Consider the following 16,773-nt stretch of genomic DNA (forward strand, 5'->3'; position numbering starts at 1 on the left):
CACGCTCCTCACTGAACCATTCTTCGCACGCTGTAAATATCTTTAAGCCGCTTCAATCGCTCGACGACGCTGCGCAGGTGGTCTAAATTGCGAATCCGAACACTCATGTGAATATGCGCGATTTTCTTCGCATCGGCGCGCGCACTCACGGCTGTAATGTCGGTCTTGGTTTCGGCGATGGCATTCATCACTTCGTTCACAAGCCCATTTCTATCGAGTGCCGTTACCTCAATTTCAGCATTGTACGACCAATCCTTGTTCGTCGCCCACTCGACGTCCAGCGCACGTGTTCCATCCGCTATCAACGATTTTACGTTTGGACAATCCGTCCGATGAACCGACACGCCTCGCCCACGAGTGACAAAACCGACAATCTCATCGCCAGGCACGGGATGGCAGCAGCGGGCGAAACGAATCAGCAGATTATCCACGCCTTTTACGCGCACGCCCGTGTCACTCGGCTTTTGTTGCGTCTTTGACGTCAACGACAGAGAGTCGAGCGGCTTCTCATCCAACGTCTTCTTGTGTGCCTCGACTAACCGCGTCACGACTTGTGCGGCGCTCATGCCACCATATCCAACAGCGGCAAACAAGTCCTCTTCCTTTGTGAAGCTGAACTTGTGTAACGCCTCGGTCAAAAATGGCGTATTCATCAATTGTTTCGGGTCTAAGCGCTGCCGAACGATTTCCTTTTCAATGAGTTCTCGTCCACGCGCGATGTTTTCTTCGCGCTTTTCACGCTTGAACCATTGACGAATTTTACTTTTCGCCTGCGATGACTGGACAATCTTAAGCCAGTCCCGACTCGGTCCGTAACTATGCTTGGACGTGACAACCTCGACAATATCGCCGGTGCGCAACCGATAATCAAGGGGGACCATCTTCCCATTGACCTTAGCGCCAATACAGCGATTGCCGATAGCCGTGTGAATGCGATACGCGAAATCGATTGGAACAGACCCCGCCGGCAATTCAATTACGTCGCCTTTCGGCGTGAAGACGAAGACCTGATCAGAAAAGAGGTCTATCTTGAGCGTCTCCATGAACTCCTGCGCGTCGCGGAAATCCTGTTGCCACTCTAGTACTTCGCGGAACCAAGCGAGCTTCTTCGCAAAATCCCCATCGGCGCGCTGCGACGTCTTGCTTTCCTTGTAGACCCAGTGTGCGGCAATCCCGTATTCGGCGGTCTGGTGCATCTCCCAAGTGCGGATCTGAATCTCCAGCGGTTCGCCGTTCGGACCAATCACAGTCGTATGAAGGCTCTGATACATATTGGCCTTGGGCATCGCAATATAATCTTTAAAGCGCCCCGGCATCGGCTTCCACATGGTGTGAACCACACCCAGAACGCCGTAGCAGTCCTTAATATTCTCGACGGTGACCCGAACGGCAAAGAGGTCGTATATTTCGTTAAATTCCTTATGCTGCGTCGTCATCTTGCGATAAATGCTGTAAATATGTTTGGCGCGACCACTGACCTCCGCCTTCAAATTCATCTCCGTGAGTTTCTCACGCAAGAGATCCATCACACCGTCGATGAACTGTTCACGTTCCTTGCGCTTGCGAGCCATCAAGTTGACAATGCGATAGTACTGCTGTGGATTGAGGTAGCGAAGCGAAATGTCCTCAAGTTCCCATTTAATCGTGTTGATGCCCAATCGGTGTGCAAGCGGCGCAAAAATCTCAAGCGTCTCGCGCGCTTTCCGCCGCTGTGTATCCGGCGTTTGATAACGAATGGTTCGCATATTGTGGAGCCTGTCCGCCAACTTGATAATTAAAACCCGGATGTCCTTAGCCATCGCCATAAACATTTTCCGCAGGTTTTCCGCCTGCTGCTCTTCGCGTGAATCGAATTTAATGCGTTTGAGCTTCGTCACGCCGTCGACCAATGCAGCCACTTCCGCCCCAAACGTCTCCACAAGGTTGGCATCCGTGACATCCGTATCCTCAACCACATCGTGCAAGAGAGCCGCCATCACCGCTGGCGCATCCAACTGCAAGTCCGCCAAAATAGAGGCGACGGCGAGTGGGTGGGTGATATAAGGTTCACCCGACATCCGCTGTTGTCCCGCATGCGCCCGTTCCGCAAACAAGTACGCCCTGCGGACGTTCGCCACCTCTTCTGCGCTACAATAGGTCTTTAGTTTTTCACAGAGCGCGTTAATCGTCGTTTCTGACATCGGTTTTCCCCCCCACTCGCCTCATCGCAAATTAGTCTTCATATTTTACCAGTGTACACACTGGGATATCGTCTAGTTTTGACCGCCCATTTAACGCTGACAGTTCAATGAAAAATGCCGCGCCTACAACCTCGCCGCCGAGCTTACGAACCAATTCCATGGTCGCTGCCATGGTGCCGCCCGTCGCCAGCAAATCGTCTGCCAAGACGACTTTTTGCCCAGGGCGAATTGCATCCGTATGAATTTCCAGGATATCCTGTCCATACTCCAAATCATACGTCACCGACACGGTTTCTGCAGGTAGTTTGCCGCGTTTGCGGACCGGTACAAAACCAACGCCTAAGGCATAGGACAGCGGCGCCCCAACCACGTAGCCACGAGCTTCGGGCCCAACAATGACCTCTGCGCCCCAAGCCTTTGCCTGCTCCCCGAGTTGGCGAATAGCCGTACGGTAGGCTTCACCGTCCGCCAACAACGGCGTGATATCCCGAAACAGAATTCCTTCTTTCGGGAAGTCTGGAATGTCTCGAATCAAACTGCGATAGTCTATCGTCAATCAAGTTCGCTCCTCGTAATGACTGTGCGGTGACTGCAACCGAACAGGGTAATTTCGCTTTTATCAGAACGGCACAAAGTGCGTTCTCAAATGCGCTTGATAGGCGAGGGCCTCGCGCAAATCGCGCGGACCTGCAGCCTCAACAACATGATACGTACCATTATGACACTCGGCAAATCCTAACTCCACAAAAGTCGCCAAAATTACCTCGACGTTGGCTTCTGTCTGATCTGGAATCAATGTCGCGAACACATCTCGCGAGACAACCCGGGTTTTTAACAAGTGTCGATAGAAAACGGCGAAGACGTCTCGAAGCACAGGGTCCTTTAGGCGCCATCCTTGCACGGCGCGCAATTGAATCCTTCGGTTGCCGCGCCACACGTTCTCTTCTAATTCGACGACGACAGCAACCAAATCGCCGCTGGCGATATCTGATTTGGCCCCATCAGGTGCCTGAAACCAAACCACGTCCGCCTCCGATTTTCCCTCCTGCAAGCGAAGTCGAAGGTGTGAGCCGTCCCCTAAAGAAGCGACAGACTTGACGATAGCGGGTCCAATGAAGAAGCGCAGTGGATTATTTTCCGGCCCGTGTGGAGCAAATCGTGACGTCCACTCTAGCGTCTCCAGCGTCACTTCCTCCAGCGGTAAAAAATCGTCCGCCACCATGTCTTCGGTATGCCCATTTGCGTGCGGCGCAGCCTCAACGACGGCCGCAAACGCCTCGCGAAAGGCGTCCACTTGCGTGCGCGAAACGCCACACCCAACTGCCGCGTCGTGACCACCAAAGTGGTGCAGCAATGAACTGCATGCCGCCAGTGCATCGTGAAGTGAAAATCCACTTGGTGCACGACCAGATCCCCGCAGCACCGGTTCCCCTGCATCCGCGAGAACGATGGCGGGGCAGTTGTAGTGATCGACCAATTTTGCCGCCACTATCCCAACCACGCCAAGCGGCCACGGGCCGGCGACGACAATGCCAGAAGGGCGCCCGTCTGGAGAGTGGGCCTCGACTTGCGCCTTGGCCTCCTCGACCGCCGACTCCGTTACCTTCTTCCGCGTGGTGTTCAACTGCTCCAACGCGTCGGCCAACTCCACGGCCTCCGCACGGTTATGAGACATAAGCAAATCAAACGCGACCATAGCGCTCGCCATCCGGCCGGCAGCGTTCATACGTGGGGCAATCCGCCATGCCACCCCAGTTGCGGTCAGTTCGTCGAGATTGACGCGAGCTCTTTCACACAACGCCAACCATCCAGGTCGGCGACACAAGCTCAATGCCGCAAGCCCCTCCCGAATCAGACGCCGGTTCTCGCCACGCATCGGCATAATATCGCTGATGGCGCCAAGGGCGGCGAGGCCGCGAAGCCAATCGGCGTGATCAGATGGCTTCGCCTTGGGGCGGGACACCTGTTCAATCGCTTGACACAACTTCCAAGCCACGCCCGCACCGGACAGGACGATGCTATCATTGGGCCGTTCGTGGCGCGACCAGTGAACGACGGCGCTGCACATCGGCAAAGGCGTCTTGTCGTCCGGTTCGTGATGGTCAGTCACAATGACGTCCATTCCGAGGTCGAGCGCCAACGCGATGGCCTCGTGCGCGCGAATCCCATTGTCCACCGTGATGATAAGACAAGCCCCTTGTTCAGCCGCGCGCTCCACTAAGCCTTCGCTCAATCCGTAACCATCGGCGACGCGTTCGGGGATAAGGCACGTCCAGTTGGCGCCCTGGGCCGCCAGCTCGCTGGCCAAAATCGCGCTGGCCGTGACACCGTCGACGTCATAATCCCCCACAATCACGATGTGCTCGCCACCTGCAAGTGCAGTCTGAATGCGCTCCACTGCCTGGCGCATCTCTTTGAAATCAAACGGATCAGAATACTGTTCACGGGCATAGAGAAACCGACGAGCCTCCTCAGGGGTATTAATGCTGCGTGCGACCAACCATCGGGCCACTCGTCGAGGTACATCTAACGCTTTGGCAATTGCCATCGCCAAGTCTTCCGGGACGCTGGCGGTCAACCAAAGCGGGGTCTGTGTTGACACGTTCGTCCTACCTCTCTTCTTCTCCGTAATATGGATTGACGTGGACGAACACGTCGAGAATACCGTCAAACTGCTGTCTCATCTGGGACCGCACAGCAGTGGCAATGTCATGCCCCTCCGCCACTGTGATGTGGGCGTCAACGCCGATTTCCAAATCGACGACAACATACTGTCCGTGGTCCCGTACGCGAATTTCATCGATGCTTTGTACTCCCTCCACGGCCTCCGCCGCGCGACGGTAGGGCAAAAGGTCTTGCTCTTCGAGCACGACCCGGTCCATCAAACTCTGCAACGAATCCTTGGCGATTTCGATGGCCATCCGCAAGACGAGGATAGCGACAAAAATCCCGGCCACCGAATCCATGTACAAAAGCCATCGAATATGTAGGTGATGTCCTAAAAGCGACAACCCGATACCGATAAAGGCCGCTAAAGACGAGTATACATCTGATCTATGATCATAGGCACTGGCAATTAAACTCTTGCTTTTCAACCGTCTGCCGAGACGAATGTTAAAGTGATACAACAACTCCTTGACAACCATCGCGGCTAGCGCCGTATACGCCGCAATACTTTCCGGGCGAGTGGGGCTGTGAAACAGCGACGTGGCAGACGTATACCCAACTTCGACGGCAGCCGCGACGAGAAACCCAGCAACAATGGTTGAAGCGATGAGTTCCGCTTTGCCGTGGCCATACGGATGGTCTTCATCCGGCGGCTTTCTGGCGATGCGCAGCCCAATAATCACCGCCAAGGAACCAATCAAGTCGGCAGCGGAGTGGACCGCATCCGCGACCAGCGCCTCACTTCCCGCGAGAATCCCGACCACGCCCTTGCCTACCGCCAACAGAATGTTGACGAGCGCGTTTGCATACGCGACACGGGTTCCACTTCTCTCATCTCTTGTCAGGGTACTCAACAGCCTGCCTCCCACCTAAATCCAATCTCCATACACACAGCCTACCCGACTCAAGCCCCAAAGATAAAGAAAGCGCCCCAAAAGGAGCGCTTGTCATTGCACAACACAATTACACGAGTTCCGTTTTGGCTGTTTCCTTGCGTTTGCCCCGCTTCAGCGAACGCCCACGCATCAGCACCCAGAGCGGGCTCGCAATAAAGATGGAACTGTACGCACCAGAGACCAACCCAATAATCAACGCAAAGGTGAAATTGCGGATGGATACGCCACCGAAGAAATACAAAATGACAGCGGCAATCAGGACCGTGACGACGGTATTAATTGATCTCGACATCGTCTGCCACAGACTTCGATTGACGAGTTGCTTCAGCGTCTCGACGTCTTTTGGTTTAACAATCTTCAAATTCTCCCGAATGCGGTCGAAGATGACAATCGTATCGTTAATCGAATAACCGACAATCGTCAAGACCGCCGCAATAAACGTCAAATCGACCTCGCGCCGCAAGAGGGCAAACGCCGCTAACACAATGAATACGTCGTGCAGCAAGGCGATAATGCCAGCTATCGCGAAGCGAAACTCAAACCGAATGGCAATGTAGATGACGATAAACGCCGCTGCGATAAGCACGGCGTACACCGCCTTATGCGCCGTTTGCGTGGCGACAAAAGGATCAACAGTCTGCACACTATCTGGCAAATCCTTGCCGAAATACGCCTTCTCCGCACCATCTAATTTGTTCTGCTGCGCACTGGTCAGCACTTCCGGGAAGCGAACGACCGCAACGTTTTGCCGCGTACCAGCGACCGTAATCGTTGTATCCCGCATCGGGACGCCAATAGACTGAAACATCTGCTCGACTTTTTCCTGATTGACTGGCTGCGAAAATGAGATCTGCACGCGTGACCCCGCTTTAAAGTCAGTTCCCAAATTGAACCCAAAAATCGCGAAAACGACAATACCGGCGACCGTAATGGCACTGGAGAGGAGTAAGAACCACTTGCTCAAACGGATGATATCAAACTTTGGTTTCATCGTTCTTCAGCACTCCTTTCCCCACGCCGTACCACCACGGACGACGAATCGCATTGGAATTGGTAAACGTGAATAGAAGCACCCGACTGAGGAGCACGGCGGTCAGCAAGCTGACGATGATACTAATCATCAACGCGGTGGCAAAACCACGGATGTCCCCTTCGCCAAACACGTACATGACCGCACCGGCAATAAACGTCGTCGCGTTGGAGTCCAAAATGGTGCGCAAAGCGTTTTTATTTCCGATTTTGACAGCCGATTTTAAACTGCGTCCGTTGCGCATCTCATCCTTGATTCGCTCGTAGGTGATGATATTCGCGTCAACCGCCATCCCGACGCCAAGCACCAAGGCCGCGAGTCCCGACAGCGTAAGCACGATGTGCATACCGTCAAAGACTGCAATCGTCACGTAACCATAAGCGACCAACGCCAAGTCGGCGATGAGACCCGCCATTCGATACATCACAATCATAAAGATGAAAATCAGCACCATCGCGGCAAGTCCTGCCCAAAGTGTCGCCTTCAAACTCTCTTGTCCGAGCGACGGGCCCACACTCTGCTGGCTGACCAAGGACAAGTTGTACGGCAGGGCACCCGCATTGATGGAGTTCGCCAGCTGGGTACAAGCTTGTACCGTGTTTAAGCTCGCCCCGGAAATGACACTGTCGCCCGAGTACATCTTTTGCTGGATGACTGGGTCAGTCAGTAGCTGGCCATTTAGAAAGATGTAAATTGGCTTCATATAATACTGCTTGGTGATGTTCTCCCACTGGGTCGGATTTTTAAACGAAATCGCAACTTCGTTCTGACCAGTGTTCGGATCTTGAACCCAATGCGCATTACTCTTTAAATCGCTACCTGTGGCGAGCAATTTACCAGCCGGGCCAGTGACGGCGCCTGTCTTCTTGTCTACCTTCGCGCTGGAGTAAATCTGCAGTTGCGCGGTAGTGCCAATCACTTGCTTGGCATGCGCCTGGTTAAATGTGCCGGCGAGTTGCACCCGCAACTCGTTTTGTCCTTCCAAGTCAATCATCGGCGACTCCGTGCCCAAGTTGTTGATACGGTTTTCGACCGCTTGAACGAGCGCCTGTTTGCCGCTCTCGGTGATTGGCTGTCCGGGTAGCGGCTCTATTTTGTACAACAGATCAAAGCCACCTTGTAAATCGAGCCCAAGCGGGATCGATTTCCATAGGTTCGTTACTGAGCCTGCAGTCCCACCCACAATGACTGCGGCCATCAGCAAGAACGCTAAAAAGCGTCCCCATTTCATAGATTGTCCTCCTTACGATCGGTTCACGGGGCAAACATTCCGAATACGCATAATGGCATAACATGTCCAGTATACGCAACGCCAAAATTCGACGTCAAACCATGGTTGTTAGCAATACAGCAAAAGTGTGCCACTTGTCTACAATTCGCCACGAAAGGCCTCAATCGTCTGATAGTTCATAAAGTCCATCACGCGGATGGATAAAATGAAATCGACAATCCGATGGATTGGCGCATCATTCGGCAGTTTGGCGCACACAAAGCGCCAGACATCGTCCAAATTCACCTCTTCGTAACCCAAGAGTCGAAACTCTTCAACCTTCGTAGCGCAGAGGTTCATCAACTCAGTGATATACGGGCGAATATGAGGCGCTTCTTGCGGATTCACACGGTTGCCTCCTTCTTACTGTCCAGGCTGAAATCTTCCACAAAGATGGCCCACATTCCTTTTTCGGCGCCACTATGCTACTTGGACTAGACGACACATTGTCCGCATATGGATTAAGGACAGCCTGGGCCTCTATGGCAAGCGTACCGCAATCGCGGCTTACAGTCATCTTTGAACCAGGAAAAAGGGCCATTATTCACCACAAATTCACAGTCTGATAAAGTTTCAAAAGATCGGAGCGTTGCAGTGTGAATCGGCAGTCCTTCCTCCATGGTGCACTGATTCTCATGATATCAGGTCTCATCACGCGGATTATGGGCTTTGTTTACCGCGTATTTCTCACGCGGATTATCGGAGCAGAAGGAATGGGGCTATTTCAAATTGTCTTTCCCATCCTAGGCCTCGTACTTACACTGGTCACTGCAGGTTTGCCGCTCGCCATCTCAAAACTCGTGGCAGAAGCAGTGGCTCAAAACGATAAAGCCCGCGTCAAACGCATCATGACGGTCAGTGTCGGCGTTGTATCCGTGATGACCGTCATCTTGACCATCACGATGTACACGTGCCGCGGTTTCGTTCAACACCATTGGCTCTCAGACCCACGCGCATTCCCGACGTATCTCGTGATGATCCCCGTCGTCAGCATCATCGCCGTTTCCAGTCTATACCGGGGATATTTTCAAGGTTTGCAGGATATGTCGCCAACCGCTTGGGGGCAGATTCTCGAACAAACCGTCCGCATCATCAGTATCTGGATTTTAGCGGCCTACTTTGTACAGTTCTCGCTGGCGTATGCTGCTGCGGCGGCGATGATGGGCATGGTACTTGGGGAATTGTGTGGCTTACTGTTTCTCATCGTCGCCCAGCGCCGCAGGGGGCGTTTGGATGACGTGTTACCGGAAGGTGCGACACGAAGCCAGGAATCGGTTCGGCAGACCCTCCATGCAATGGGGGAAATCGCACTCCCTGTGACCTTCAGCAAGTTGATTTGGTCACTCTTGTTCGCAGCTGAACCGATTCTCGTCATGCGTGCACTTCAGGCGGCCGGATTTGCTACAGCGACCGCCACCACAATGTATGGTCAATACAGTGGCATGGCCATCCCATTACTCGTGTTTCCAACGGTGTTCACCGGATCATTGGCCACAAATTTGGTCCCTTCTGTGTCGGAAGCCATGGCGGCATCCGAGCGCTATCGCGTTCGCATCCGACTCTCTCAGAGCTTTACTGCGACAGCGATGGTCGCCTTTCCCACGGCAGTGGTGCTGACGATGTTTTCGGGACCGCTCACACACTATATTTACAAGGAGGATTCCATTGGGCCCATTCTAGCCGTGATGGCCCCCTTTATGTTCTTACTCTGCCTGCAGGCGCCACTCACCGGCATTTTACAAGGCTTGAACAAAGCCGGAATCGCCATGGTCAATTCCATTATTGGCGGCGTCCTCAAACTCGTACTCATCTACGTCCTCGCCGCCAGACCAACCATTGGAATCCTTGGTGTCAGTATGGCAACCGTGGCGTCGTTCACCGTTTCCTGCATCCTCAACCTCTGGTTCGTCGTCCGTTACGTGGGCTTCACCATCCGATTGCAGGCGTTGACACGCGTCGCGCTGGCCTCCTGTGGGATGTTTCTCTACATGCAAGTTATCACGTGGAGACAAAATCCCTTGTCGTTTAGCTCCATGATGCTGGCCATCGTCGGCGGATTCATTCTCTACTTTGGGCTGTTATGCGCACTTCGTGTACTCACCACGCGCAATATTCGACGCGTGCCAAGAATTGGTCCACTACTCGCGCGCCTCGTGTCGTGGATGCCATTTGCCATCTAATCTTTATCTGACGGTTTATCTGCTGATTTGTCCCGCTGTTTTTTATCCTTGGCGTCGCGCTCGTCAATCCAGATTTGACCTTGCGTGTCAATCGCAGCGTAAAACACTTCCGACATCGCGTATCCGCGGCGCTTTAATTCCGATATTAGCCACGCTTTGTCGCGCCCCAAGATTTCAAGCGTCTTCGGAACCGGGACACCATCGATGACCAACGGCAAAGGGATGGATTCCGATTGTACAGGTTGTCCGACATCTCGGGCGGTCAAGGGGCGGACATCCGCTTTCGGAAACACGCTAAGTTGACCAGACGTCTCCAAAATGGCAAATTCCACATCAGCGATATTCGAGACGCCTTTTTCGCGAAGTTGGGTCAATAAATCGTGAACCGAGTAGCGCATACGTCTCATTTCACGATCTTTCACCTGACCATGCTCAATTAACACCGACGGTTCGCCGTCGACAAAGTGCCGAAACCGATGGCTTTTGATTTGAATGAAAGCAACCACGATTTGAAAAAGCACCAATGACCCAATCGCGATAAACGACTTGTACAGCGGAACTTCAGTATCCTCCATGGGCAAAGTCGACAGTTCCGCAATCATCACGGACACGACGAAGTCAAACACGGATAACTGCCCAATTTCCCGTTTACCCATAATCCGAAGTGAAATCATAACGACCAAATACAAAACGAGGACGCGAATTGGAAACTGCCAATCTGGTATATGTGGCACATTATCCCCTCCCACCGAAGTATTATGACCCGGAGGGGGGACGTTCCATGCAAGTGCACTTTTGCCGTCTAGGCCATAGATTGCCCAGCGACGTCCTGCAATTCTGAAAACAAATTGGCCACGCGATTAAATAAATCTGCACCGCCCTCCACGTCCTCTAACACATGGCGCTTGGCTTTTACCTGCACGTTCAACACCACGCTATCCCCCACTTGAAAGCGGTAGGAACTAATCGCGCTCACCACGCGCTCTTCTATCATTTCCGCCTCCGCCTCACTCACTTCAGGCAACAAAATCAACATCTCATCTCCACCATACCGGCATGCGAGTTCGTCGTGACGTAAACACTCGCGAATAATCATCCCGGTCTGTCGCAAAACCTGATCTCCCACCTCAAAACCAAACGCGCTATTGACATGACCAAACTGTACCAAGTCAATACAGATTGCCGACCACCGGGTAACACCGCGAATCACTTCTTCACGCACCCGGATATTGACCATGTGGAACGTGTATAGTCCAGTGAGATTATCGACGAACAGTTGCACGTCAAATTCGGGCGTATACACTGCGGTGCGGTTGCGACCCCGCTGTTTTGCGCCCCAATACATCGCGCTGTCCGCCTTCAACAACAAATCCCTGTCCGTGTCACTGTCCTCTGGACAACTTGCAATCCCGATACTCACCGTAATCCCTTGCAGTCGATACCCGTGAAACTCCACTGATATCTGACGCACAGCCTCACGTATCCGCTCGGCGACTTCATACGTCTCGGTGCGCCCCAGCGGAAACAAAAGCGCAAACTCCTCACCGCCATAGCGCGCCACAAACGCATCTTCTCCACTGAATTTTTGCAATAGCCGGCCAACTTCTCGCAATACTGCATCGCCTGCCAAGTGGCCATAGGTATCGTTGAATTTCTTAAAGAAGTCAATATCCACAATCATCACGGATACCGGCACACCTTGTGCCACCGACGCACTCACCCGCGTAGACAGCTCTTCATAAAAATATCGATAGTTGTATAACCCCGTCGCCGAATCTCTCCGTGTGCGCTCATGTAATTCCTCGTAGAGGCGCGCGTTCTCAAACAATACGGACACCTGACTCGCCAGCGCCGACACGTACTGCGTGTGGTATGTAAACGCATACGAACGCTCTGCATAACAGACAATCGCACCTTGCGCAGTCATGTGTGCCTGCATGGGAAAGACCGCCATACTTAGTAAACTAGGAACCTCATCTTTCAAAACTTCGTTCGAAAACCACCGCACACGTTTGTCCTTACGCGTATCCGGCACATAAATAAACTCTCCCGAGCGTATTGTCCGCCAAACGACGCCGCCCATCGATTCTGGAATGGTCTCGAGCCCATACGCCAATGCTTGGTCCTCTGGATACACGACCTCTCGCACTAACGTTCTTCCCGTCTCATCCAATACAAAGATGACAACGATATCCGCCAACGTCAATTTTTGCGCAAGCCGCGCGGCCTCTTCGGCAATGGCCCGCCTATCAAACTCCGTCGTCAGCCGCGTGGTGGCCTGATGAACAATCTGCAAGTCTCGCGTCAACCGATGCACGCGTAAGATATAGGCCAGAATGACGATGGGTAAAATCATGACCGGTCCCATGATAGAATTGGTCTCCGACGCACCAATCATCAGAAAAGCAAACGGCAGGCAAATCGCAATATTTAATAGGTCTGCAAATAGTACATAGACAGCTGAAGAAAACTCGAGCGTTCCCCTCGCCGCATTCAACAGATTGATAAACAAGTGGTTCACGACTAAAAACACGAGGGATGACGCGATAACGCCAAGCAGCACCATCGTCGTGAGCTTATCACGACCCACATGACCCTGGAACAGCCGAAACGTCAGCGCCATAAAAAACACACTCAGCGTATATTGACCGGCATTAAAATAAGCCGTAATAAAATTCCACTCCCGCATCACCAGGGGTGTAGCAAACGCAGCGATGATGAGCGTCCACATCGCAAGCGCTGGTCCACTGACGACCATTGCGGCCATCGGCACCACGGGGACAAGTGTCGTTAAACTCTGCCGCATGGGAATCGGTAACATTTCCAGCGTGGTCGCCAAAATAACCAGCATGAGGAGCACAAACCAATTGGTGTCCAATAGTTGTGGAATATATAGCATGGCAACAATCAAACCAAGTGTTCCAAACAGTACACTCATCGCCGACTGTCTGCGCAGAACGACCTTTTCCACCCATGTACCGCCTTCCTAGGACACGCAGTTGGCAGCAGGGCCAATATCCAAGAAAACGAGGAGCGCGTGCACTCGGTTGAAGTTTTAGAACATTTTATCACAATCTCATAAAACGCAGAAGTAGGGAATAGAGATTAGTAAACATGTACAAGGGGTGACTCATCCGATGTACGATACAAAATCGTCTGGGCGACTTAGCGCCATTCGGCGGTACCCAGTGCTCTACGGTTGCTTCTGGGCCTTAATGCTCGCCGCAATCGGTATTGTCATTGTCTTTCTCATCGCTCAGTTGGGAGATCTACAGCCTCGAGGGATTACCGCCGCCGCATATATTATCCACTGCATCGCGGTCTTCTTCGGCTCCCTTGCAGCCAGTCGATCCGCCCAATCCCGCGGCTGGCTCTACGGCAGCCTAACTGGTTTGTTGTATGCACTTTTAATGATTGCAATTGGCCTGTTTGTCTACAACACTTTTACAATTGACCCGAGCGGGCTATTTCGCGTCTTTTTAATGGCTGCCATTGGCGCATTCGGTGGCATGATTGCGATGGCAACGAAAGGGGACGACTAAGGCGGGAGGTCCCCCTCCCGCCCGTATCACTTCACATGTATTTCACACTCATGAATGTCGCTTGTCGCTATCCGTATGGCGGTGTTCCTCGCCATGTTCAGCATCTTCATCCTCATCTTCATCGACATCATCAGATAGCTCGCCTTCATGCTCATCGGTCTCATCCGCGTATTCATCCGGTGGGCCCAGTGGATGCTCCTCCACTGTCTCGTCCTCAACTGCATCCTCGGCTTCCGCCGCAGGTGCCTCGCTGACCACGCGAACCACCGCCCGCGTATCCATCTCTATCTCGACGCCTTCCGCCACTCGCGCGACGAGAATATCACCATGAACCTCTGCCACTTCGGCATAGATTCCCGATGCCGTCATAATTTTTGTACCCGGAGCGAGTTCTCTCATCATTTGCGCCTTTTTCTTCTGATTGCGGCGTTGCGGCAAAATCATCAGAAAGTAAAAGACAATCACCAAAATGACGAGAAAAATTAAGCTATTTCCGTGCATCCTTAAAACACATCCTCTCGATGTTCAGTATAACCATACGAATCGTAAAATTCTCGTTTGAATGCCAAAAACCTGTTCTCCTCGATAGACTTTCTCATTTTCTCCATCAAGTCCAGCAAAAAATGAACATTGTGGTAAGTGGTCAAACGAATACCGAGTACTTCTTCGGCCTTCAGCAAATGCCGGATATAGGCTCTCGTAAAGGTCTTACAGACGCGACAGTCGCAATCCTCGTCAATTGGCGAAAAGTCATCCTTGAATCTCGCATTCTTCAACACAAGTTTACCTTTTGACGTAAAAATCGTACCGTTGCGCGCAATCCGCGTCGGCAATACGCAATCAAACATATCGACGCCTCGCTCAACGCCCTCAAACAGGTCATCCGGAGAACCAACACCCATCAAGTACCGCGGCTTATCCACTGGCAAAAACGGCGTCGTGTATGCGAGAATCTCGTACATCAACGACTTCGGCTCTCCTACACTCAAGCCGCCAATGGCATATCCGGGCAAGTCAAGCTCAACCAAGGCCTCCGCCGCCTCGCGCCGCAAGTCGAGGTGCTCACCGCCCTGGACAATCCCAAACAACGCCTGCTCATCCGGCCTGGCGTGCGCCGCCACACAGCGTTTCGCCCAAGCCAACGTCCTGTCGAGTGACGTGCGCAAATACTCGCGCGACGCCGGATACGGCGGGCACTCATCCAGTTGCATAATGATGTCAGCACCGAGCGCGTTTTCAATCCCCATCACCGACTCCGGCGAGAAAAAGCGAGGGCTCCCATCGATATGTGACCGAAAAGCCACACCTTCATCCGTAATTTTGCGCAGCTCAGACAAACTGAACACCTGAAACCCACCGCTGTCCGTCAAGACCGCGCCCGACCAATTCATAAACCCATGCAACCCGCCGCCTTGCTTTACAAGCTCCTCACCTGGGCGCAAGTGCAAGTGGTATGTATTCGACAAAATGATTTTAGCTCCCAACTCTTCGAGTTCCCACGGAGCCATGGTCTTCACCGTCGCCTGCGTGCCAACGGGCATAAACACTGGCGTTTCAATCACACCATGCGGCGTGTACACCCGTCCCCGCCGGGCCGATGTGTCCTTGCATCGCTGAATCAATTCATACCTGACTGGTACCGTCAACAGGTGCCCTCCTTGTCAAAAACATAGCGTCACCAAAGCTAAAGAAGCGATACTCTTCTTTAATGGCGACACCATAGACTTCCTTGGCAAAATCCGTCCCCATCCAAGCGCTCACAAGCATGAACAACGTCGACTTGGGCAGGTGAAAATTCGTAATCAGCGCATCCGCCATCCGAAACTTATAACCCGGATAGATGAAAATGTCGGTCTCCTGCGCACCTGGCATCAGCCGTCCCGTTGCACCCGCACTCTCGAGTGTGCGCAGCGACGTCGTCCCAACGGAAATAATTCGCCTACCTTCCGATTTTGCCCGATTTATCGCCTCGGCAGTCGCCTCGCTGACCTCGTACCACTCGCTGTGCATCTCGTGCGCTTCCACTTCTTCAACCTGCACAGAACGAAATGTTCCGATACCCACGTGCAGGGTCACCGTATGCACTTCGACGCCCATTTCGCGCACGCGATTCAGCAGTTCCTCTGTAAAATGCAACCCGGCCGTGGGCGCAGCAACCGACCCAACATGCTTTGCGTACACCGTTTGATATCTGTCCTTGTCCTCCAACGAAGCATGGATATATGGCGGCAATGGCATCTCACCAAGGCGATTGGCAATCTCCACGACCGGTTCATCCGACCAAAATCGCACTTCTCGCAAGCCTTCACCCTCGACGCCAACCACTTCGACCATCACCTGGTCGTCACCGTTGCCGACGCGAATTTTCGTGCCCAAACGCAGTCGCTTTGCCGGCCTCGTCAAGGCAATCCAAATCTGTTCGCGTTCACTCGGACGCAGCAACAAAATCTCGACTCGACCACCCGTGTCCACCTTTTCACCGTACATCCGGGCAGGAATCACTCTGGAGTCATTCAAGACAAGGACGTCTCCCTTGCGCAGGAAAGACGTAATCTCCCGAAAATGGGTATGCTGAATGTCGTGCGTAACCGGATCTACCACGAGGAGACGCGATTCATCTCGCGAAGATAACGGCGTTTGCGCAATCAAACGCTCGGGGAGTTCGTAATCAAAATCTTCAACGCGCAACCAACACATTCCTTTCCATGTTGCCCATACAAATACGTTCTTTCGAAACGTAAACCTTTTAATAGTACAGGCGCATAACGCTATTATACTTGGAATCGACCACGTCGCAAAACAATTCCTCAAAGACGACAGGGTTTGGATTCAGCAGCCGAGGTACGGTACCGAGGGCCGAGCCGGGATACGGTGCATGAGAGCTAGGCTGGCAACGCCGGGGCGGCTTGGGCGACCTGGCGGCATACCGCACCTTTCTGCCTTATTTGTGGCATCCAACAGATTCGCGACATATGAAACACAAATTCTACCCCAACACAAAAAGAGCC

The 16,773-nt window shown here is 52.9% G+C and carries 14 protein-coding genes; 2 read left to right on the forward strand and 12 right to left on the reverse strand.

The window, feature by feature from the left end:
* Positions 1-8: 8 nt before the first annotated feature.
* From J3482_RS03120 to J3482_RS03150, 7 genes are all read right to left on the reverse strand, one after another.
* On the reverse strand, positions 9-2,180 hold the full coding sequence (locus J3482_RS03120) for a RelA/SpoT family protein (RefSeq protein ID WP_146824287.1): 2,172 nt from the start codon (positions 2,178-2,180) through the stop codon (positions 9-11).
* Between the two features lie 31 nt (positions 2,181-2,211).
* Positions 2,212-2,730 carry an adenine phosphoribosyltransferase gene (locus J3482_RS03125; RefSeq protein WP_146824313.1) on the reverse strand — a complete coding sequence of 173 codons (519 nt, stop codon included), beginning with the start codon at positions 2,728-2,730 and terminating at the stop codon, positions 2,212-2,214.
* A gap of 69 nt (positions 2,731-2,799) precedes the next feature.
* Positions 2,800-4,782 (reverse strand): single-stranded-DNA-specific exonuclease RecJ, encoded by a 1,983-nt coding sequence (gene recJ / locus J3482_RS03130; protein WP_328702645.1) that lies wholly within the window; start codon positions 4,780-4,782, stop codon positions 2,800-2,802.
* Positions 4,783-4,789: 7 nt separating this feature from the next.
* Entirely contained in the window at positions 4,790-5,701 is a 912-nt protein-coding gene (locus J3482_RS03135) for a cation diffusion facilitator family transporter (RefSeq protein ID WP_146824286.1), read from the reverse strand.
* Between the two features lie 109 nt (positions 5,702-5,810).
* Positions 5,811-6,734 carry a protein translocase subunit SecF gene (gene secF / locus J3482_RS03140; RefSeq protein ID WP_146824285.1) on the reverse strand — a complete coding sequence of 308 codons (924 nt, stop codon included), beginning with the start codon at positions 6,732-6,734 and terminating at the stop codon, positions 5,811-5,813.
* Positions 6,718-8,004, reverse strand: coding sequence for a protein translocase subunit SecD (gene secD / locus J3482_RS03145; RefSeq protein ID WP_146824284.1), 1,287 nt, complete (start codon positions 8,002-8,004; stop codon positions 6,718-6,720). The genes secF and secD overlap by 17 nt, the downstream gene beginning before the upstream one ends.
* Positions 8,005-8,142: 138 nt before the next feature.
* Positions 8,143-8,391 carry a post-transcriptional regulator gene (locus J3482_RS03150; protein WP_146824283.1) on the reverse strand — a complete coding sequence of 83 codons (249 nt, stop codon included), beginning with the start codon at positions 8,389-8,391 and terminating at the stop codon, positions 8,143-8,145.
* A gap of 248 nt (positions 8,392-8,639) precedes the next feature.
* Here J3482_RS03150 and spoVB point away from each other — a divergent pair, with 248 nt between their 5' ends.
* The gene (gene spoVB, locus J3482_RS03155; protein ID WP_188332349.1) at positions 8,640-10,223 is read left to right on the forward strand and encodes a stage V sporulation protein B; all 1,584 of its coding nucleotides are present in this window, start codon (positions 8,640-8,642) and stop codon (positions 10,221-10,223) included.
* On the opposite strand, the gene J3482_RS03160 is transcribed toward spoVB, so the two are convergent.
* Together J3482_RS03160 and J3482_RS03165 are read right to left on the reverse strand one after the other, a co-directional pair.
* Positions 10,220-10,957, reverse strand: coding sequence for a DUF421 domain-containing protein (locus J3482_RS03160; RefSeq protein ID WP_223204254.1), 738 nt, complete (start codon positions 10,955-10,957; stop codon positions 10,220-10,222). The genes spoVB and J3482_RS03160 overlap by 4 nt on opposite strands.
* A gap of 68 nt (positions 10,958-11,025) precedes the next feature.
* Positions 11,026-13,194 (reverse strand): sensor domain-containing diguanylate cyclase, encoded by a 2,169-nt coding sequence (locus J3482_RS03165; protein WP_223204253.1) that lies wholly within the window; start codon positions 13,192-13,194, stop codon positions 11,026-11,028.
* Positions 13,195-13,360: 166 nt separating this feature from the next.
* On the opposite strand from J3482_RS03165, the gene J3482_RS03170 reads away from it, so the two are divergent.
* Positions 13,361-13,765 (forward strand): TIGR04086 family membrane protein, encoded by a 405-nt coding sequence (locus J3482_RS03170; RefSeq protein WP_146824282.1) that lies wholly within the window; start codon positions 13,361-13,363, stop codon positions 13,763-13,765.
* Positions 13,766-13,813: 48 nt separating this feature from the next.
* Here J3482_RS03170 and yajC read toward each other — a convergent pair whose 3' ends face one another.
* Genes yajC through queA form a run of 3 tightly spaced genes read right to left on the reverse strand, consistent with a single transcriptional unit; the run spans position 13,814 to position 16,462 of the window.
* Positions 13,814-14,266, reverse strand: coding sequence for a preprotein translocase subunit YajC (gene yajC / locus J3482_RS03175; protein WP_188332348.1), 453 nt, complete (start codon positions 14,264-14,266; stop codon positions 13,814-13,816).
* 2 nt (positions 14,267-14,268) lie between these two features.
* The gene (gene tgt, locus J3482_RS03180) at positions 14,269-15,414 is read right to left on the reverse strand and encodes a tRNA guanosine(34) transglycosylase Tgt (protein WP_146824281.1); all 1,146 of its coding nucleotides are present in this window, start codon (positions 15,412-15,414) and stop codon (positions 14,269-14,271) included.
* Complete coding sequence (gene queA / locus J3482_RS03185; RefSeq protein WP_438938585.1) at positions 15,389-16,462, reverse strand: tRNA preQ1(34) S-adenosylmethionine ribosyltransferase-isomerase QueA; 1,074 nt, start codon at positions 16,460-16,462, stop codon at positions 15,389-15,391. Before queA ends, tgt begins: the two co-directional genes overlap by 26 nt.
* Positions 16,463-16,773 lie beyond the last annotated feature (311 nt).

The organism is Alicyclobacillus suci (assembly GCF_017329615.1).
Taxonomy (GTDB): Bacteria; Bacillota; Bacilli; order Alicyclobacillales; family Alicyclobacillaceae; genus Alicyclobacillus; species Alicyclobacillus suci.

What these genes read in the sequence shown, in the direction of transcription:
- J3482_RS03120 (WP_146824287.1), bottom strand. Translation starts at nt 2,180, where the DNA reads ATGTCAGAAACGACGATTAACGCGCTCTGTGAAAAACTAAAGACCTAT.
- secF (WP_146824285.1), bottom strand. Translation starts at nt 6,734, where the DNA reads ATGAAACCAAAGTTTGATATCATCCGTTTGAGCAAGTGGTTCTTACTC.
- secD (WP_146824284.1), bottom strand. Translation starts at nt 8,004, where the DNA reads ATGAAATGGGGACGCTTTTTAGCGTTCTTGCTGATGGCCGCAGTCATT.
- J3482_RS03170 (WP_146824282.1), top strand. Translation starts at nt 13,361, where the DNA reads ATGTACGATACAAAATCGTCTGGGCGACTTAGCGCCATTCGGCGGTAC.
- yajC (WP_188332348.1), bottom strand. Translation starts at nt 14,266, where the DNA reads ATGCACGGAAATAGCTTAATTTTTCTCGTCATTTTGGTGATTGTCTTT.
- queA (WP_438938585.1), bottom strand. Translation starts at nt 16,462, where the DNA reads ATGTGTTGGTTGCGCGTTGAAGATTTTGATTACGAACTCCCCGAGCGT.